The following is an 18,062-nucleotide window of genomic DNA, read 5'->3' as shown; positions in this document are numbered from 1 at the left end:
AACAATGGCCACGAAACGACGCAACACATCCGGCGATGCCGTGCAGTCTATTCAAGACGTGACGCCGCACGACACGAACGCGATCACGGGCGATGGCGGCGCACATCCGACCGCGCTCTTCATCGGCGAGGCCGGCTTGGCAATCACGATCAAGGACATGGATGGGAACACCATCACTTTCGCGGCCGACACGCTCGCCGTGGGCGTCTGGCACCGCATGGCATTCACGCATGTGATGAATACCGACACCGGCGCCTTCACGGCCGGCAACATCAAGGCCGGGTGGTGCGGCTGGGTTTCCAGCCCGGCGGTGGAGTAATCCCCCGCGGCCGGGGCTAGGCCGCAATTCAAGAGGAGTGTCTAAGATGGACTCGCTCGAAGTGACCGACGCGCAAAGCGCGGCGGTTCAGAAGACGCCGAACCGCGTCACCCTGGAAAGCATCAAGGGGAAGATTGTCTCGGAAGAGTATCTGCACCCGGCTTGCCTTCCGTCGATGACCATCGCGGTTCTGGAGCTGGCAAACGGCTATGTCGTGACGGGGCAAGCTGCACCTGCCGACCCCGCAAACTTCAATGAAGATCTGGGGCGCAAATTTGCATACGAGGATGCCGTTCGCCGGATCTGGCCGCTGGAAGGCTACGCGCTCCGCGAACGCCTGACCGAGGCCGTCTGATGCTCGCCCTGCCGGCCCTCCTGCGCCTCCTGGCCGGGCCTGCCGGCGGGGCGATCGTCATGCTGGCCGTAATGTGGGTGTTCGCCGTCGCGCCGCTCGGCCGGGAGCTGGCCGCCGCCGAGGAAAAACTGGCGACCGCAGAGCGCGATCTGGCGCGGACGGCCCGCGAGCATCTGGACACCCTCGGAACGCTCTCAGCGGAGCGTGAGGCGCGCGCAACGGCCAATGCGCGCGCCGCCGAGCTGGCAAACGAGAACGCCGTGCTGACCCGCGATCTCGATCTTGCCCTGGTGGCCGCGCAGCGAGCGCGGCGCGAAGCGGTCAGCACCGCACAAAGGAGCATCCATGAAACGGACCCTGATTGGAGTGGCCGCCGCATTCCTGGCGCTGTCGCTTACCAGTTGTGCATCGGCCTCGCCGCCATCGCCGGAGACGATCACCGAAACGGAGTACATCACGCAAATTGTGGAAGTCCGCCCGCAGATGACGGCCGCCCAGGCGGCTGATGCCGAGGTGTGCCCGGCACACCTGCCGGCCGACAATGGATCGTTCACGGCCGGTTATCTCGGCTGCGCCGCGATCGCCGCGATCAATGCCTGCCGCATCGCCGCCCTGCAGGCCGTCATCGAGGGCGAGCCGGTGCCGCCGGATATCTGTCCGGATTGATCTGCGCCGAACAAGAAACCCCGCCGGGATGCCGGCGGGGTTTTTCATTTATGCATCCACCAGTCCTCGACGCACTGACTGCAGACGGAACCGTCATCGGTGTGAGGGCAAGCGGGGCTGCGGAGATAGCGCCAGAGGGCGCGGGCCGCCGCGGAAAGTCGTCGCATCAGAGGTACAAAGACTTGCGCAGTATTTGTACCTCGACGACTTCTAGAGCTTTGTTTTTGCGACATTCTGCACAAACTCTTAATCAGCGGGTCCTAGGTTCGAATCCTAGTGGGCGCACCATTTTTCTGATCTCACGACAGTTCGCTTCGCGAACGTCTCCGATGGGGCGGCCTGACCGGCCGGCGCGCGGTCGCGCTTGCGAACCCTTTGGGTTCGAAATGGCTCCTTCAAGGCGCAGCATTTTTCCTCGCAGTTCCGGTTGATCGGTCGATCCCGCGCACGCGCCGCCGCGCATGGCGTTGCCACAGCGCGCGCGAATGCCTAGGGATGCAGGCATCGCTTCAATCGCTCCCGAGGAAATGCCGAATGCTCGTCCCTGCATCGCCAGCCCGGCTTCTGGGCGTGCTTCTTGCCGTCCTCACGCTGGCCACCGCCTGTGCGTCCAACCCGGCACGCCTCCCGGTGGTGGACCCGGGCGAGGCCAAGGGCAGCGACGAAACTGTCTTCATCGCCACGACGCGCACGCCGTCAGACGACCCGGCGGTTCGCTTCGGTCCCGGCCGCGGAGACGATCTCTACTTTGCCGAAGCCGGCGTCTGGGTGCCGCACAATCGCGAACCCGGCAGCGTCAATCTGCCCTCCAGCCGCGTCAATCCGGCCCGGGAGTTCGCGCTGACGGGGTTTGAAAACCTCGCGGACGGGTCCGACTTCATCAGCCGGATCGACGAAGCCCTCGCTCCGATCACGCTGGACGAGCGGCGCATCTTCCTGTTTGTGCACGGCTTCAATACGCCGTTCTCCGACGGGCTGTATCTCAATGCCCAGGTGCTCAATGATTTCGGGATCCCCGGCGTCGGCGTGCACTATGCCTGGCCCTCGGCTGGACGTTTGCCGGCCTATCTTTATGACCGCGACAGCGCGCAGTTTGCCCGCGACGGACTGGCCGAAACGCTGACCATGCTGGCCGACACGCAGACCATGGGCATTACCATCCTGGCGCACTCCATGGGGGCTCTGGTGACGATGGAGGCCCTGCGCGAACTCAGCCTGCGCGGCCGCAACGATGTGCTGGAAAAGATAGACCCGGTCATGCTCGCTTCGCCGGACATCGACTTCGACGTCTTCCGCATGCAGCTGGCCTCGCTCGATCCGCCACCCCAGCACCTGGCCGTGTTTTCCTCCAGCCGGGACCGGGCGCTCTTCCTGTCGCAGCAGCTTCGCGGCGGCGGCCATCCGCGCATCGGATCCGGCGCCTATCGCGACGAGCTCAACGCGCTGGGTGTGGCCGTGATCGACCTGTCGCCCATCGCCGATGGCCGCGGCTTCATCAACCACACCACTTTCGCCAGTTCACCGACCCTGATGCGCCTGTCCTCAAGCGGCGTTCTCAACGACGCGCTGATGGGCGAGTCGACCCATGTGCGCTCGACCGGTATCGGCGTGCTGACCGATCTGGCCGCCCAGATCATCTACCTGCCTGCCCGCGCCCTCGGCGAGCGCTGAGCCAGAAAACAAGAAGGCCCGGAACCGGGAGGGGAGCCGGTGCCGGGCCTTCAACGTTGCAAGGCGACTTCAGGAGGGGGGAGATCAGCCGGCCTTGCGAACCTCCGTCAGGAAGCTTTCGACGGTCTTGTTGAGGCGTTCGGCGCGCTCGGACACGGTCTGCACGGCCTGCAGCACGTCCTGCGATGCCTCGCCGGTCTGACGGGCCGAGCGCGACACCGCCTCGACATTTTCCGACACCGAGCGGGCGCTGGTGGCGGCCTGTGACACGGACGACGAGATTTCCCGCGTCGAGGCGCTCTGCTCTTCCGCAGCGGCCGCGATGGCCGCCGAAGTCTGGCTGATTTCGCCGACCGCGCGGGTCACGTCCTCGATCGAGGCCGACGAGGTTGCCGCCGCATCCTGGATCGCCTGGATCCGCTCGCGGATATCGTCCGTGGCCTGGGCGGTCTGGGCCGCCAGCGACTTCACTTCCGATGCCACGACGGCGAAGCCCTTGCCGGCCTCGCCCGCACGGGCGGCCTCGATGGTCGCGTTCAAGGCGAGAAGATTGGTCTGCTCGGAGATGTCGTTGATCAACTGGACGACCTGGCCGATCTCCTGCGCCGCGGCGCCGAGATTGCCGACCACGGTGCGCACGCTCTTGGCGCGCTCATCGGCCTGCGACGCCATGGTCGAGGAGCCCTGGATCTGCTGGGTGACTTCCGCGATCGAGGCTGACAATTCTTCTGCCGCAGCCGCCACGGATTCCACGTTGGACGAGGCTTCCGAGGCGTAGGACGCCATCTGGTCGCTCTGCTGCGAGCCCTCCGATGCCGCCTGCGACAATTGCTGGGCGATGGCCGCCATGCCGCTGCAGGCTTCGCTGACTTCACGCAGCATCGCCCGGACATCGGCATCGAAACTGTGCGCCAGCTCGTTCAGACGGGCAGCGCGGCGCTCATTGGCTTCCGCCTGCGCGCGCGTATCCGCTTCCAGCTGCTCGGCTTTCAGACCGTTGTCGCGGAAGCGCTTGAGACTTTCCACCACGGCCCCCAGCTCGTCCGAGCGTTGCAGTGCATTGATGTCGAGCGAGTAGTCGCCGGTCGCCAGGACTTCCGTGGCATCGGCGATCGTCCGAACGGATTTTGCGGTCCGGCGGCCGAAGAGAACGGAAACCGCAATCAGGCCCGCACCGGCAATCACGACCAGCGAAAGGAAGATCGCAATCGAGGTGTTCGATGTGCGCTGAGCCGCCGCGACGTCCTGTTCGGAGAGTTCGGCTGCGTGTTCAGCCAGTGCCGTGAGATCGGCATTGATACCGTCGAACACTTCATCGAAGGGCTGCAGGAAGGCCACCGAACTGGCAAAGTCGAGTTCCAGCATCTGGCCGACGAAGTCCAGCGCATCCTTGTAGAGCGCGAGCTGTTCGACCAGTTCGTTGATCGTGTCGCCGCGGCCGGCCTCTTCGGCAAACGGACGCAGGGTCTCGATACTGTCGGACAGACCGTCCACCCGTCCGGCCACGGCCTCGAAGCCGGCCAGAACGTCAACGCTGTCGCCGGCGGCCTGGCGTGTGACGATGCTCAGCACGTCGGCATTGATGGCTTCCAGCCGGGCCTGGAATTCGGTGAGCCGCAGGCCGGCATTCATGTCGCCGATGACGGCGTCCTGGGTGTGCGACGCATTGAGCAGCGCCCAGGTCCCCAGACCCGCAACGCCGGTCAGCGCCAGGATGGCCGCGATCGGTGCAACCGCAAAGGATTGCGCGATCGAAAGACTGAAACGTGATGCCTTGCCCATATTCCCTCTCCTCTTCCGGTGCCCACCGGATGGCCGCCCCGCCGCACGATGTGCGGCGGGGCGCAGTCACCGCTAGAAGCCTGCGCGGAGTGACAACCAGAACCGCGATTCAGTTAACGTATTGGCATTGGTCTGTTCACCATCGCCAAAATTCGCGTTCTGGGCGTTCAGCGCGACCGACAGGTGATCGTTGATGACGTATTCGCCGCGGAAGGAGGCGGAGATCACATCGTCAACAGACACGCGCGACACGGAACCGAAGGCCGGCTGCATCGGCACATCCGTGCTGGAGACATAATTGACCAGCACATCGGCGCGGAAGCGCTCACCGGTCCAGCCGACACGGGCATTCGCCAGATGGCTCGGCGTGGCGCCTTCATAGTCACGGACGGTGTTGACGCCGAAGGGCGACAGATCGTCCTCGACGGACTGGAGGGTGTAGTTCACCGACCAGTTCCACGGACCTTCCGGATTGCCGTTGAGCGTGACCTCGGCACCCGTCGTCGCCGTATCGCCACGGTTTCCGAACAGGAAGGCCGGAGCGTTGACGGCCGGCGGGAAGAGATCCGGCACGGGACCGAAAGCACCGCGGTCCTTCTCGGTCTCGTGGTAGAAGAGCGCTGCGCGCAGATCGACAGTCGGCGACAGGGACCGGTCATAGGCGATCTCGTAATTGGTCACGATGGCCGGCTCGATATTCGGGTCGCCGGAGATGACCAGCGTATTGCCGCCCACCGTTACCGGCAGGCCGAAACCGATGTCGAACATCGTCGGCGCCAGCACGCCGCGGCCCGTCGAGAAGCGCATCGTGCCGCCGAATTCCGGACGCCAGACGAGCGCGGCATTGTAGCTGAACTCCTCGATTGTGACGTCATAGTCTTCCCGCGAGAACGGGTAGAGCGCCGGATCGGGATCGCCGTCACGGCTCCAGTCCACATGGTCGTAGCGGCCGGCCAGGGTCAGCTCGACGGTGTCGGAGAACTTGCGGTTCCACATTGCCGATGCAGCAAGGGTCTCATAGCCGAAATCGCCATTGCCCGGAGCCGGGAAGGAGTTGGACTCGCCGTCGCGATACTCGGCCGACAGACGGACGGTGTTGCGCGTACCGACCTTGAACAGGTCTTCGATCGCAAAGGCCGTCAGCGAAGTCTCGTTCAGCCCGAAGCTGTAGAGCACCTCGACCTCGTTGCGGAAGCCGGAGATCGTCAGGAAGCCCAGATCGGTGTCGGCTTCGACACCGGCACGATAGGAGGTGATCTCGTATTCGCTCTCCGCCGCCAGCGCGATGCTGGTGCTTTCCACCTGGTTCACTTCGGAATGCGTGAACTCGGTGATCAGGTTCACCTTGTTCGTCAGGGCGAAACGGCCTTCCAGCGCCAGCGTGTCGCGGGAAAACTCGACATCGCCAAAGCCGGCCGCACCGGTATTGCCCGGATTGCCGGCGAACTCGTCGGCACGGGTCGAGCCAAGGCTGAAGCGGACCGAGGCCCGCTCGCCCAAGCCGTAGGCGGCGACCAGCGACAGGTCGGTATAGCTGTCCGTGCCGCCATCGACGTGCGCGGTGGCATAATTGCCCAGTTCCGGATTGCGCGTGATGATATTGACCACGCCGGACACGGCGTTGAAGCCGTAGAGCGCCGACTGGGCGCCTTTCACGACTTCGATCTGCTGGATCTCGTCCAGCTGGACCGGCAGGGTCGCCCAGGCGGTGTAGCCATAGCTGTCCAGATAGACTTCACGGCCGTTCACCAGCACCAGGAGGCGCGGCGTATAGCCCGTCGCGGCACCGCGGATATTGACCTGGCCGTCGCCGAAGCCGTAGCGGGTCACGTCCATGCCGGCATAGTGACGCAGGATGCCCGGGATATCGCGTTCCGGGAAACGGCGGATGTCTTCGCCGGTGATGATCACCATCGTGGCGGGAACGTCGGACGCGCGCTGCGGGGCGCCCGTGGCACCGGCCGTGACCGGTTCGCCGAACAGTTCGCTCATCGCCGTGTAGTCGAGGGTTTGAGCCGAAGCGCCGGCCTGCCAGGCAAGACCGGCCACCAGTGCAGAAATGGAAGTGGTGAGAATTTGCTTTTTCATGGTCGTAACTCTTCTGGATCCTGTCCGGTCTAGATTTCTTCGATCATCATCGCGAAGGCGGCCGCGAAGGAGACCGACGAGGCATCGGCAGCACCGCGATTGACGACGATGCGGACCGACGGGGCGCTCTGGACACCCATCACGCACTGGCCGCTTTCAACGCAGCCCATATCGGTGGAAACGGTCATCACGCCGGCCGAGCTGGCGGCGGAGAAGACGCCGGCATCGCCGGACGCCGAGCCCAGCAGGACCGCGGCGTGGGCGCCGGACAGGCTGCCTGCATCGGCCATCGGAACGAGGCGCGCATTCAGCGTGACCCGGCCAGCCGACAGGCCGCCGGACATGGCGCCGGCCAGAGCCTGCGCTTCGGCTTCGCTGCCGGCGTCGTAAACGATGGCAACAGTCCGGTCCGAACCGCTGACGCCTTCCATGAAGCCCAGCGCACGGCCGATCACTTCAAGGTCACGCTGCGAGGTTTCTGCGAAAGCCGGAGTTGAAATAAGAGCGCCGGCGATCACCGGCAGAATGAGAAAACGCATATGTAAGGCCCCTGCCCTTTGTCTTTGGGGAACGCCACGTGGCGTCGTCAGGGCTAGTCCTAGAATCGAGGCCTTAACGGAAAGATTTCAAAAGCTCATAGATTATTACAGCTTTCGATAACCATGCTTCCTATTCTCAAACTGATCACAAATTGGCAAGTATAGATTACGAGTATCAACCTCTGGGCGAGCTGCGCGCTGTCACATGCCGGAAAGCGCGCTGGACCGTTGTCTCAGCCGGTCCAGCAAGCCGGCGAGCGTCTCGATTTCCGCGTCCGAGAACTCGCTCAGCAAGGCCGCTTCCTGCGCCAGCGCGACCGGTGCAATCTCGTCGTAGACGCGCCGCCCGTCGGCCGTCAGATGCAACATGCGTGACCGCCGGTCTGCGGCGTGGTTCTCGCGCTCCACCAGTCCGCGCTCTTCCAGGCTGCGCACTGCGCGCGAGACCGACACCTTGTCCATCGCCGCACTGTCGCTGATCGCCTGGGCCGTCATCGGCACGCCCTCACCCAGGATCGCGATCACGCGCCATTCCCAGATCGTCACACCGAACTGGTCCTGGTAGGCCCGCGCCACCAGCCGGCTGACAAGGTTGGACGCCACGGCGAGGCGATAGGGCAGATAGTCCTGCAGGCGCAGGTGCGACGGGGTATCGGGCACGGTCGGGCGGGTCATGCCGCAGTGGTGCAACACAGGCCCACGGGCCGCAAGCAATTGTTGTCTCGACGACCGGGCACGGCTCGCGCTATCTCAAGCGCCATGACCGACTTCGTGACGCCGCCTGCCCGGCCCCGCCTTGCCATCGACGGCGACAGCCGTTCCTTCCCGGTTGCCCGTGTCTTCTGCATCGGACGCAATTATGCCGATCACGCAAAGGAGATGGGAGCAAAGGCGGAAGCGATCTTCTTCATGAAGCCCGCCGACGCCGTCACGCCTGACGCCACGATCGCCTACCCCGCAGAGACCGCGGATCTGCATCATGAAGTCGAGCTGGTGCTGGCCCTCGGTGAGGGCGGCGCCATCGTCGCCAGCGGTGTCGGGGTCGATCTGACCAAGCGCGACCTGCAGGCCCGGCTGAAGGAAAAGTCCGCGCCGTGGGAGATTGCCAAGGCGTTCCGCGACAGCGCGCCGGTCGGTACGCTGCGCGCCGGACCGCCGCCGGCGTCCGGCGCGATCAGCCTGTCGGTCAATGGCGAGCCCCGGCAGTCGGGCGATCTGGACCAGATGATCCTGGCGCCGGAGGCGCTTCTCGCCGAACTGGGCCGCTTCTTCACGCTCGGCGCCGGAGACCTGGTCTTCACCGGCACGCCGGCCGGCGTCGGCCCGCTCAAGGCAGGCGACACGGTCAAGGCGGAAGTTGCCGGCCTGCCGGTGCTGGAATTCTCCATCCCGGAGGCCCGCTCATGACCACGACGCTTTACGGCTATTGGCGCTCAAGCGCCGCCTACCGCCTGCGCATCGCCCTCAATCTCAAGGGCGTTGCCTATGAGCAGGTCTCGATCAATCTGAAGGATGGCGAACAGAACAGCGAAGACTGGCGGCGCATCCAGCCGCAGGGCCTGGTGCCTGTGCTCGAGCATGACGGCCAGCGCCTGCTGCAATCGCCGGCGATCCTGGAATGGATCGAGGAGACCTGGCCGCAACCGGCGCTGCTGCCCTCATCCGCGCAAGCGCGCTGCCTCGTGCGCGGCTGGGCCTCGGTGATCGCCTGCGATATCCATCCCGTGCAGAACCTGCGCATCCTGAAGGCCATCGCCGGCGATCTGGGCCAAGGCCCGGAAGGCATGAAGGCCTGGGCCCAGCGCTGGATCGGTTCGGGGCTGCAGTCACTGGAAACAATGGTGGCCACTCACCCTCGCACCACGCCCTTCCTGCACGGCGATGCGCCCGGTCTCGCCGAGGTTTATCTGGTGCCGCAAATATACAATGCCCGGCGGTGGGGCGCCGATATCTCGAACTGCCCCACACTGCTGGCGGCGGACGAAGCGGCACGGGCGCTTCCCGCCTTCCGCGATGCCGAACCGGAAAACCAGCCGGACGCAGAAGCTTAAGATAAGCGGCGCAGCGGGCCGAACTGCCGGCGGGACAGCCCGTCCAGCAGCCATTCCACGGGGCCGGTCCGGAAAGACCGGCTCCAGGCCCAGACGGCGAGCGCCTGCACAACGCACAGAAGGAAACCGGTCAGCGCCAGCCCGGCCGGGCCCAGCCGTCCGTAGAGCGACAGGCCGGGCAGCAAGGAAAACAGGGCGAGCCCGATCAGGAGCTGGGCGGTATAGAGGCTGAGCCAGATCTTGCCGGCCTGTTCGAGAAGTCGGGTCACCGGTGCGAGACGGGCCTGATTGCCCGCCAGGACGATCAGCGCTGCGAACCCGGCCGCGCACAGCAAGGCGCCAACCGCATGCGCACCATTGCTCTGCCAAAGGCCGGACGGGGCGAAGTCCCGCGCCAGAGCCGCCGCAGCCGCCCATCCGGTCAGCGGCAGGCCGAGGCCCAGGCAGACGGCTGCAACCAGGACATAATGCATCGCCGGCCACCGCCCGCCGGCAAATCCGGTTTCCAGCGCGAGCATGCCGATCATTGCCAGCCCCAGAACACCGCCGCCGAGAAAAACGACCTCCATGAGATGCCATTGCAGCGCCGTTGCCATATTGCGGGGCAATTGCGCGAAATAGCCGGCCCGGTGTGCCGCTTCGGCTTCGGTGACCTGTTCGGCGCCGAAACCCAGCAACTGGCCGGGCTCCATCGTGTCGGGCAGAAGCGCGGTCACGGCCGATCCCGCCACCACGATCAGCAGCGTCCCGCCGACCAGGACCAGCGCGGTAACGAGGCGCGAGGCCGGCTGCATGGCGCGCAGCGGCAAGGCAATCATGCTTGCGATCGCCAGGATCGAGATCAGCTCTCCGAACCAGACGAAATAGGCCACAACCAGGCCCAGCAGGAGCATCCAGCCCAGCGGCACCCGCAAGCCCCGGTCCTGTTGCCAGGCCAGCCAGCCCCCGAATGCGGCGATCAGCAGGATATTGAATGTCCATGAGACGAGGGTCTGACCTGTCCACCAGGCCACGGCGCCGGCGGCGCCCAGCGTCCGGCCGCCGATCTCCGGCAGGTCGGCGGAGGGCCACACGCCCGCCATGCCCGGCAGGTTGGCCAGCAGAAGGCCGAAGGCACAAAGCCCGAGAAACCGGAGCAGTCCTGCCCCGTCGCGGTCATCCATGATCGTGCTGCCTCTGCCGCATTTCCGCCACCTTGCTTACAAACAATTCACAAAATTCCCATCTTCCATGAACGCGCTTTGGATATAACACGTCATACCCTCGTGAGGGGTTGAATCGGATCGTAGGGTGCACGTTTGGGATGATCCAGTTTCTCGCTTCGCTGATCGAATGGCTCGCGCTGGCGGCCTTGTCGTCCGTCGGTGTCGAGGTCGAGGCGGTCGATTGTGCCGCTGTCGGCCCGGCCGAGTACCGGACCATCTCGGCCGTCTATGTGACCGGTCAGGACTATGCCTTCCAGGGCGTGGGTTACAACGCGGCATCCCTGAGCGATTGCGCGGATGCGGCGGGCAGCCTGTTCCGGATAGAGCAGACGCCGCGCCTGGTGTCCGAACCGCCGCAGTCCTACCGCAGCTGATCCCCGCTATCGACCGCAGGTTTTCCCGGCAAATACCGGTTCCGCATAGATTATCTGTGTGTGCGGCGCGCATTTGCGCCTATTCTCTGCCATAATGAACAATCCGGCGCGCACAGGGCTTGATCCGGCGCCGGACCAAGGCAGCCAATCGGGCCCGGAATGACCAGACACACCCAGGACCAGACAATCGAACTGGCGGAGATGAATATGGCGGATGACGCTCAGGATTCACCGGTCGCCACAGCGCAATCGCATGCGCTGTCCACCCAGGCTTCACAGAACCCGCAATGGGACGATGCCGGCGGCAAGTCCAGCGGCAACTGGATGGTCTGGCTGGGCAATACGTTCGCACTGTTGTGGATCGGCGCCGCAGGCGCCTTCATCTGGGGCTATCTGGGCATCCAGTCACTGGACGCGTTGACGCGCTATGGTTTCGGCCAGCTGACCGGTCTGTCCGTGTTCGCTATCGCCCCGGCCCTGCTCTTCATCATGAGCGGTCTGATGGCGCGTGAAGTCGTCCGCAGCGGCCGCAATACACGGCGCGTCGAGATCGCCCTGCGCAAGCTCGTCGAACCCGCCCGCTATGCCGAACATGAAGTCCAGAGCCTGTCCGATGCCGTGTCCGACGAGGTCGAGCGGATCAATGCGGCGCTGGAAAGCGCCCTGGCGCGCCTCGCCGCCATGGAAGAGGTGATCGCGCACCATGCCGACACGCTGGAACAGTCGGCGACCGATGCGCGCGACCGCGCCGAAGGCCTGTTGAAAGACCTGCGCAGCGAACGCCTGCGCCTCGGCGAGGTGTCCGAATCCCTCGACGACAAGGCGGCCCTGATCGCCGCCGCAATTTCCGATCAGTCGAAAATGGTCGCCGCAGCGGCCGAGCTCGCCGCCTCCCAGGCCAGCGACAGCGAGAAGCGTATCCGCGCCAGCCTGAGCGACCTGGATGCTGCCGGCACGGCAATCGTCGAACGCAGCGACCAGGCTGCAATTGTCATCACCGAACGCGCGGACCATCTGCGCGATCTGTCCAACGGTCTCAAGGAACGTTCGGAAAATCTCGACGCGGCCTATGTGAAACACCGCCAGCGCCTGAGCGAGGCCAGCGAGGCCCTGCGCCAGGAACAGGAAAAGATCGCTGCTGCGCTGGACTTCCACAAGGCCGAGCTGGAAGTCATGGCCAAGACCGCCCAGGAAGGCGCCGGTGCTCTGAAATCGGCGGCGTCCTCCGGTGCCGAGGCCTTCCGCGAGGCGGTCGACGCCGCCCTGGCGCGGGCCGACGACATGGCCGGCCGGGTCCGTTCGGAAACCGAACACGCCGCCAGCGAGCACGAGGCCGCACTGGCCCGCCTGATCGCGTCGGCACAGGAGGCCAAGGAGGTCTCCGAGGCCGCGATCGAGGCGATCGAGAAACAGGCCGATATCGTCTCCTCCAAGGTCGAGAAGACCAATGAGACGGCCTATGAAGCCGCCCGCCGCTCGGACGAGGCCTTCGAGGCCCGCCTGGCCGAGGCCGAGAAACTCACCCAGCGCGCATCGCGGGCCGCCGACGAGGCCGCCGACTCCGTCCGCCGCCGTCTCGAGGCCGTTCTTGAAACCGCGCGCACCGAGAGCCAGTCGGTCGAGCGTCAGATCGAGACCATGACGCAGCGTCTGGCGGAAATGCCCGTCATGGCGCGCGATCGGGCCCAGGAAGCCGCCGACGCCCTGCGCCGCGGTCTGGACGGGCTGAATGCTGCCGCCATGGCTGCCGCCGAGGAAGCCCAGGAAATCGATGCCGCCTTCCAGTCGCGCATCCGCCAGAATTACGAATTGCTCAGCGACTTCATGCTGCGCATGGGAAGTGTGGCCGGCGGCCGGCGCGTGCCCGACCTCGGCGCCAATGAACTGCCGGATCCGCTGCAGCGGCGGCGTTCATCGCCCGCACCGGATGCAGATGCCGCCGATCCGGACGCGAAGCACGCCTCCGCCCAGGATGGCGAAACGCCGGCAGCACCGGCCGAGGAGCGTCCGCGCAGCGACAACAGTGTCGGCTTCCCCGAGCGCGGCGGACGCCGGGGTCAGGGCGATCCGGGCTGGCGCTGGAAGGACCTGCTGTCCAACATGCCACAGGACGAGGACGGCGCGCCGTCGCCGTCTGACCGCAAGAAACGCTCCGACGACTAGACCAGCACGCGGCCGGGCGGCGATTATTCGCTGCCGGCTTCGCTGTCCTGCATCTCCGTTGCCATGGCGGTCCAGGCGGCGATGTCGCGGCTGATCGAGATCGCGGCTGCATCGAAGGCATCGACGATGGCGCCGGTCCGGTTGTCCGTCGCCCGGCGTTCCGCCGAAAACACTCGCGCCCCGACAAAGCGGCGGCCGTGTTCGGCCACCAGCCGCGCCGCGATACGCACATGAACGGTCGGCGCGGCGCTGTCGCCGTGATCATAGTCCGCCTCGAACTGGCGCAGATCGAGATGCAGCTCGTAATCGGCCCGCACCCCGTCTTCCGGCCGGGCCGGCGCCAGGCGCGCCTGATCGGCGTTGAACGTGTCGATCACCAGGCTCTGCAGCAGGCCCGGCGCCGGTGCGATCCAGCGCGCGCCATGGACATAGGCCAGGCTCTGCCCGTCCCGGACCAGCGCGATCTGGTCGCCGGACAGGCCGCGTGGCGCCTGCGGCATCTCGATCTCGATGATGGTCCAGTTTTCGCTATTGCCACTCCATTCTCGCGGTTCCGGCGAGGACAGGCGGTAGACCGAGACCGGATCGCTCTCGGGCAAAAGCGAGACACAGGCTGCCACCGGCAGCAGGCTCAGCGCGATCAGCGCCGGCTTGAGGAAACGTGTTCCGCTCATTGCGGGACCTCCACGGTTTCACGGGGCGAGCCGGCAACGAAGGCACCGGGATTGCTCTCGATTTCCAGGGCGATGCGTTCGAGCGTCGCGATCAGGCGGCGCAGGTCGGACGAGGCCCGGTTGAGATCCTGCAGCCCGCTATCGGCAAAGTCTTCCAGCGGCGGCGTGATGGTGCGGATCATGGTGTCGGTGTTCACGGCCGCCACATTCACCGCCTGGGCGGCCAGCGTCGTCTCGTTCACCGCCGGGGTCAGATCATTGACCAGGAAGCGCTCGGCCGTCGCACCGAACTGTTCCAGCGAATTGGCCGCGGCCGAAATATCGCCGGCCGCCGTATCGATCCGGCCGATCGCCTGGCGCATGTCGGCGATCAGGGCATCCTCGGCACTCAGTCGCTCGGTCAGGGCGCGCAGGTTGGACAGGGTCTCCGAAACCTCGTCGACATTCTGCTCGCTGAGCAGGGCCGACAGGCGGAACAGCGCCGTCTGGGCTGCATCCAGCACGTCTTCGGAGCCTTCGAACAGCCCCTCCAGCTGGGCACGCCGGGCAAAGATTTTCGGGGGCTGGCGGCCCGGCGGGCTGAGCAGTCGCTGGGCATTCGGCGAGCCGCCGGAGATCAGGATGTAGGAGAGGCCCGTCAGGCCCTGCGGTTCGAGCTGGGCGAAACTGTCCACCCTGACCGGTGTCTGGGCGAGCACGCGGACCCGAGCGATCACCCGGCTCTGCTCGTCCAGTTCCAGCTCGATCACCTCGCCGACCTGGATGCCGTTGAAGCGCACCTCGCCACTTTCGCGCAGCCCGCGGACCGGCCCGTCGAACACGATGTCGTAGAGGGCATAATCCTCGTCGAAGGAGACCTTGCCCAGCCAGAGGGCGAAGAAGCCGAGGGCAGCGGCAAGCAGGACGGTGAACAGGCCGACCAGCGCGTGATGGGCTTTGGTTTCCATGCCTAAATCTCCTTTCCGGCCAGCGCGGCGCGGCCGCGCGGTCCGTGGAAGTATTCCTGGATCCACGGATGCGGATGGTCCAGCAGTTCGCGGAGCGGAGCGACAACCTCCACCCGCTTGTCGGCGAGTACGGCCACCCGGTCGCAGATTGCGTAGAGACTGTCGAGATCGTGGGTGATCATCATGATGGTCAGGCCCAGCGCCCGCGACAATTCCAGCACCAGGCTGTCGAAGGCCGCCGCACCGATCGGGTCGAGCCCGGCGGTGGGCTCGTCGAGAAACAGGATTTCCGGGTCCAGCGCCAGGGCCCGCGCCAGGGCGACGCGCTTGCGCATGCCGCCGGAGAGCTCTGCGGGAAAGCGTGTCGCGGCTTCGGGCTGCAGGCCGGCCAGGCCGATCTTCATGCCGGCGATCTCCTCCATCAGGGAGATCGGCATATCGACATGCTCGCGCAGCGGCGCCATGACGTTTTCCAGCACGTTGAGCGAGGTGAACAGGGCCCCGTTCTGGAACAGCACGCCCCAGCGGCTGTCGACGCGCCGCCGCTCGGCGGTGCTCATCTCGCTGAACAGGCGTCCGTTGAGCCGGATCTCGCCCGCTGCCGGCGTCATGAGGCCGAGAATGGCGTTCATCATCACCGTCTTGCCGGTGCCCGAACCGCCGACCACGCCCAGGATCTCGCCCCGGCGGATATCCAGATCGAGATCGTCGTGCACCACGTGATCGCCGAACTGGGTACGCAGGCCACGCACGGAGATGAGAACGTCCTCTCCGCTCATATGCCCAGCTCCAGATACATCATGGCGAACAGGGCCTCGAGCACGATGACGGCAAAGATCGACTGCACCACCGACGCTGTCACCCGGCGCCCGAGCGATTCCACATCGCCGCGCACTTCCATGCCCTGGCGGCAGCCGATGATCGCAACGACAAGCCCGAAGACCGGCGCCTTGGACATGCCGACCCAGAAATGGCTCCAGTCGAGTTCAGAATGGAAGCGGGTGATGAACAGTGTGGGCGAGATGTCCTGGGCGGACCAGGCGACCAGCATGCCGCCGAAGATTCCCGAAATCATCGCCCCGAAGGTCAGGAGCGGCGCCATCAGCACGCAAGCGACCACGCGCGGCATCACCAGTGCCTCGTAGGGGTCGAGGCCGAGCACACGCATGGCATCGATTTCCTGCTGCATCTTCATCGCCCCGATCGAAGCGGTGAAGGCGCTGTCTGAGCGGCCGGCCAGCATGATCGCAGTGATCAGCACGCCGAATTCCCGCAGCACGGCAATGCCGACGAGTTCCACGGTAAAGACCGAGAAGCCGACACTGCGCAGCAGGTTGGCGCCCATATAGGCCACGACCGCGCCGATGAAGAAGGACAGGACGGCGATGATGGGCAGGGCATTCACCCCCACCTCTTCCATCGCCCAGACCGTCGGTGTCAGCCGGAAGCGCCAGGGCTGGGCCGCCATGCGAAGCCCCGTTGTCACGGTACGGCCGAAGAAGGCCATCGTGCTGACCGCTTCCAGCCAGGCTGCCTCGAGACCCGCCCCGATCCGCGCCATCGCGCCCATGAAGCCGAAGACGGGTTCGCGTTCGGGCTGGCAGATCGTGGTGCGCGAGCGCACCTCCTCGATCAGCCGCCGGGCGGTGGGATGATCGCCGCGATAATGAATGTCGCCATCGGGCTCGCTGCACCGCCGCGTTGCCCGGCCAAGGAGGTAGGCGCCGGCCGTGTCGATCCGGCCCAGCCCGTCCAGGTCGATGACGATATCGCCCGGCTCGCTGTTCTCCTCGACGGCGCGAATGGCTGCATCCTGCACACCGACGGTATCGACCAGCCAGTCGCCGCTCGGCTCCAGCACGGTGCGTCGTCCGTCCTCCCGGACGGTCAGGCCCGCCGGGTCAGCAGTGATGACAGTTTCTCCCCTCATGCCCCTGACCCTAGTCGAATTTCTCCGTCCGCGGGAGTGCCTGGAAGCGGTGCAGCAAAACTGCGGCAGCCAGGCCACACACGGCCGGAATCACCATCAATGCAAACCCGCCCGCGCCGATCCGGGCATAGAAATATCCCGAAACCGCCGAAGCCGCGGCCATCACAACTCCGCCGGACAGGGCCGAGTTGAGTGCCTGAGCCAGCGCAGCATGCTCATCTGGAACATGGTCGGACGCGAACCGCAGGAACCCGACATAGGTGGCGGCGAAGGTGAGCGCATGCAAGGATTGCAGTGCGAACAGCGCCCAGAGCGGCGGAGAAAACGCGGTCAGCCCCCAGCGCAGAATGGATGCAACGGCCCCGGCCCCGATCAGCATGGCCGGGCTTGCACGCCCCAGAAGGCCGCGCCCGGACAGCCAGAGAAAACCGATCTCGACGGCAACGCCGGTCGCCCAGAGCGCGCCGATCGCGGTTCCCGACAGGCCCTGCTCGCTCCAGGCCTTGGCGGAAAATGCGTAGTAGAAGCCATGCCCGGCCTGCACCATGGCCGAAGCCAGAAGCGCAATCCCCAGCGGGCCGCCCAGCATCACCAGGATATGCCCCAGCCGGGCATGATCGGCGCTGTGCGTGTCCGGCCGGCGCCCCTCGGGTAGCCAGGACGCGGCCAGCGCCAGCAGGCCCGCCCCCAGGATCAGCCAGGCCAGAATACTCTCCGTGCCGAAACGGTCGATCAGGGCGCCGGCCGAGAAATTCGCGACGATGAACATCGCCGAGCCGAAAGCGCGCACGGGGCCGAAGGCAAAGCGGTCGTCGCGGGCTGCGCGCATGGCGAAGGCATCGATCACCGGGATCTGTCCGAACAGCAGCGCGCCGGACAGGAAGGACAGGACCAGCAGCACCCAGGGCAGGGATGACGGGCCGTGCAGGCCGAACACCACGACACAGCCAATGGCAAAGACCAGGATCGGATCGCGGCGGCGGACGGCCCGGTCCGACCAGCGGGCGCCCACCGGCGAGACCAGCGTGCGCCCGGCCATGCCGGCCGCCACGATCCAGCCGATCCATTCCGGCGACAGTCCGCGCCCGTCCAGCCATTGCGGGAAATAGGGCAGGAAGCATCCCAGCGTCAGGTAGAAGGCGCCGTAATAGGCGGCAAAGCGGAATGCGGGCGTGCGGATCATCTTGCCTTCCTGGCGTCGCTGCGGTTCCTGCCATGCAGCAGGCTGGTATGGCACGCTTGGCGAACAATGTTCACTTCTATAGGTTCGCGGTTCGAACACCACCGCCGGAATCACG

The 18,062-nt window shown here is 65.8% G+C and carries 19 protein-coding genes; 9 read left to right on the top strand and 10 right to left on the bottom strand.

Going from position 1 to position 18,062, the window contains the following annotated elements:
* Nucleotides 1-4 precede the first annotated feature (4 nt).
* From ABJO18_RS01235 to ABJO18_RS01215, 5 genes are all read left to right on the top strand, one after another.
* On the top strand, nucleotides 5-319 hold the full coding sequence (locus ABJO18_RS01235) for a hypothetical protein (RefSeq protein WP_348506858.1): 315 nt from the start codon (nucleotides 5-7) through the stop codon (nucleotides 317-319).
* 46 nt (nucleotides 320-365) lie between these two features.
* Nucleotides 366-674 (top strand): Gp49 family protein, encoded by a 309-nt coding sequence (locus ABJO18_RS01230; RefSeq protein WP_348506859.1) that lies wholly within the window; start codon nucleotides 366-368, stop codon nucleotides 672-674.
* Nucleotides 674-1,180, top strand: a complete 507-nt coding sequence (locus tag ABJO18_RS01225) for a hypothetical protein (RefSeq protein WP_348506860.1) — start codon at nucleotides 674-676, stop codon at nucleotides 1,178-1,180. Before ABJO18_RS01230 ends, ABJO18_RS01225 begins: the two co-directional genes overlap by 1 nt.
* Nucleotides 1,158-1,340 carry a hypothetical protein gene (locus ABJO18_RS01220; protein WP_348506861.1) on the top strand — a complete coding sequence of 61 codons (183 nt, stop codon included), beginning with the start codon at nucleotides 1,158-1,160 and terminating at the stop codon, nucleotides 1,338-1,340. Before ABJO18_RS01225 ends, ABJO18_RS01220 begins: the two co-directional genes overlap by 23 nt.
* Before the next feature lie 534 nt (nucleotides 1,341-1,874).
* The gene (locus ABJO18_RS01215; RefSeq protein ID WP_348515692.1) at nucleotides 1,875-3,011 is read left to right on the top strand and encodes an alpha/beta fold hydrolase; all 1,137 of its coding nucleotides are present in this window, start codon (nucleotides 1,875-1,877) and stop codon (nucleotides 3,009-3,011) included.
* Nucleotides 3,012-3,095: 84 nt separating this feature from the next.
* On the opposite strand, the gene ABJO18_RS01210 is transcribed toward ABJO18_RS01215, so the two are convergent.
* The 4 genes from ABJO18_RS01210 to ABJO18_RS01195 all read right to left on the bottom strand — a co-directional run bounded on the left by ABJO18_RS01210 (nucleotide 3,096) and on the right by ABJO18_RS01195 (nucleotide 8,095).
* Nucleotides 3,096-4,793, bottom strand: coding sequence for a methyl-accepting chemotaxis protein (locus ABJO18_RS01210; RefSeq protein ID WP_348506863.1), 1,698 nt, complete (start codon nucleotides 4,791-4,793; stop codon nucleotides 3,096-3,098).
* 72 nt (nucleotides 4,794-4,865) lie between these two features.
* Complete coding sequence (locus ABJO18_RS01205; protein ID WP_348515691.1) at nucleotides 4,866-6,881, bottom strand: TonB-dependent receptor; 2,016 nt, start codon at nucleotides 6,879-6,881, stop codon at nucleotides 4,866-4,868.
* A gap of 29 nt (nucleotides 6,882-6,910) precedes the next feature.
* Nucleotides 6,911-7,420: a hypothetical protein gene (locus ABJO18_RS01200; RefSeq protein WP_348507824.1), complete on the bottom strand. Its 510-nt coding sequence runs from the start codon at nucleotides 7,418-7,420 to the stop codon at nucleotides 6,911-6,913.
* A gap of 201 nt (nucleotides 7,421-7,621) precedes the next feature.
* A complete protein-coding gene (locus ABJO18_RS01195; RefSeq protein WP_348507823.1) occupies nucleotides 7,622-8,095 on the bottom strand; it encodes a MarR family winged helix-turn-helix transcriptional regulator in 474 nt (157 codons plus the stop codon).
* An 84-nt stretch (nucleotides 8,096-8,179) separates the two neighbouring features.
* Between ABJO18_RS01195 and ABJO18_RS01190 the strand changes: the two genes are divergently transcribed.
* A complete protein-coding gene (locus tag ABJO18_RS01190) occupies nucleotides 8,180-8,827 on the top strand; it encodes a fumarylacetoacetate hydrolase family protein (RefSeq protein WP_348507822.1) in 648 nt (215 codons plus the stop codon).
* A complete protein-coding gene (gene maiA / locus ABJO18_RS01185; RefSeq protein WP_348515690.1) occupies nucleotides 8,824-9,471 on the top strand; it encodes a maleylacetoacetate isomerase in 648 nt (215 codons plus the stop codon). The genes ABJO18_RS01190 and maiA overlap by 4 nt, the downstream gene beginning before the upstream one ends.
* Here maiA and ABJO18_RS01180 read toward each other — a convergent pair.
* Nucleotides 9,468-10,634 carry a DUF418 domain-containing protein gene (locus tag ABJO18_RS01180; protein ID WP_348507820.1) on the bottom strand — a complete coding sequence of 389 codons (1,167 nt, stop codon included), beginning with the start codon at nucleotides 10,632-10,634 and terminating at the stop codon, nucleotides 9,468-9,470. The genes maiA and ABJO18_RS01180 overlap by 4 nt on opposite strands.
* 140 nt (nucleotides 10,635-10,774) lie before the next feature.
* On the opposite strand from ABJO18_RS01180, the gene ABJO18_RS01175 reads away from it, so the two are divergent.
* Together ABJO18_RS01175 and ABJO18_RS01170 are read left to right on the top strand one after the other, a co-directional pair.
* Nucleotides 10,775-11,050 carry a hypothetical protein gene (locus ABJO18_RS01175; RefSeq protein WP_348507819.1) on the top strand — a complete coding sequence of 92 codons (276 nt, stop codon included), beginning with the start codon at nucleotides 10,775-10,777 and terminating at the stop codon, nucleotides 11,048-11,050.
* Between the two features lie 159 nt (nucleotides 11,051-11,209).
* Nucleotides 11,210-13,213 (top strand): hypothetical protein, encoded by a 2,004-nt coding sequence (locus ABJO18_RS01170; RefSeq protein WP_348507818.1) that lies wholly within the window; start codon nucleotides 11,210-11,212, stop codon nucleotides 13,211-13,213.
* Nucleotides 13,214-13,236: 23 nt separating this feature from the next.
* Here the strand turns inward: ABJO18_RS01170 and ABJO18_RS01165 are convergent, their stop codons facing one another.
* From ABJO18_RS01165 to ABJO18_RS01145, 5 genes are read right to left on the bottom strand one after another with little or no spacing between them, the layout of a single operon-like run.
* Nucleotides 13,237-13,887 (bottom strand): ABC-type transport auxiliary lipoprotein family protein, encoded by a 651-nt coding sequence (locus ABJO18_RS01165; protein WP_348507817.1) that lies wholly within the window; start codon nucleotides 13,885-13,887, stop codon nucleotides 13,237-13,239.
* The gene (locus ABJO18_RS01160; RefSeq protein WP_348507816.1) at nucleotides 13,884-14,834 is read right to left on the bottom strand and encodes an MlaD family protein; all 951 of its coding nucleotides are present in this window, start codon (nucleotides 14,832-14,834) and stop codon (nucleotides 13,884-13,886) included. The genes ABJO18_RS01165 and ABJO18_RS01160 overlap by 4 nt, the downstream gene beginning before the upstream one ends.
* 2 nt (nucleotides 14,835-14,836) lie before the next feature.
* Complete coding sequence (locus ABJO18_RS01155) at nucleotides 14,837-15,613, bottom strand: ABC transporter ATP-binding protein (protein WP_348507815.1); 777 nt, start codon at nucleotides 15,611-15,613, stop codon at nucleotides 14,837-14,839.
* Nucleotides 15,610-16,764: an MlaE family lipid ABC transporter permease subunit gene (locus ABJO18_RS01150; protein ID WP_348507814.1), complete on the bottom strand. Its 1,155-nt coding sequence runs from the start codon at nucleotides 16,762-16,764 to the stop codon at nucleotides 15,610-15,612. The genes ABJO18_RS01155 and ABJO18_RS01150 overlap by 4 nt, the downstream gene beginning before the upstream one ends.
* Before the next feature lie 10 nt (nucleotides 16,765-16,774).
* Nucleotides 16,775-17,947: an MFS transporter gene (locus ABJO18_RS01145; protein ID WP_348507813.1), complete on the bottom strand. Its 1,173-nt coding sequence runs from the start codon at nucleotides 17,945-17,947 to the stop codon at nucleotides 16,775-16,777.
* Between the last annotated feature and the right edge of the window lie 115 nt (nucleotides 17,948-18,062).

Source organism: Maricaulis sp., assembly GCF_039978735.1.
Taxonomy (GTDB): Bacteria; Pseudomonadota; Alphaproteobacteria; order Caulobacterales; family Maricaulaceae; genus Maricaulis.
Note: the sequence above shows the minus strand (reverse complement) of the source record. Positions and strands in the feature narration are given on the sequence as shown.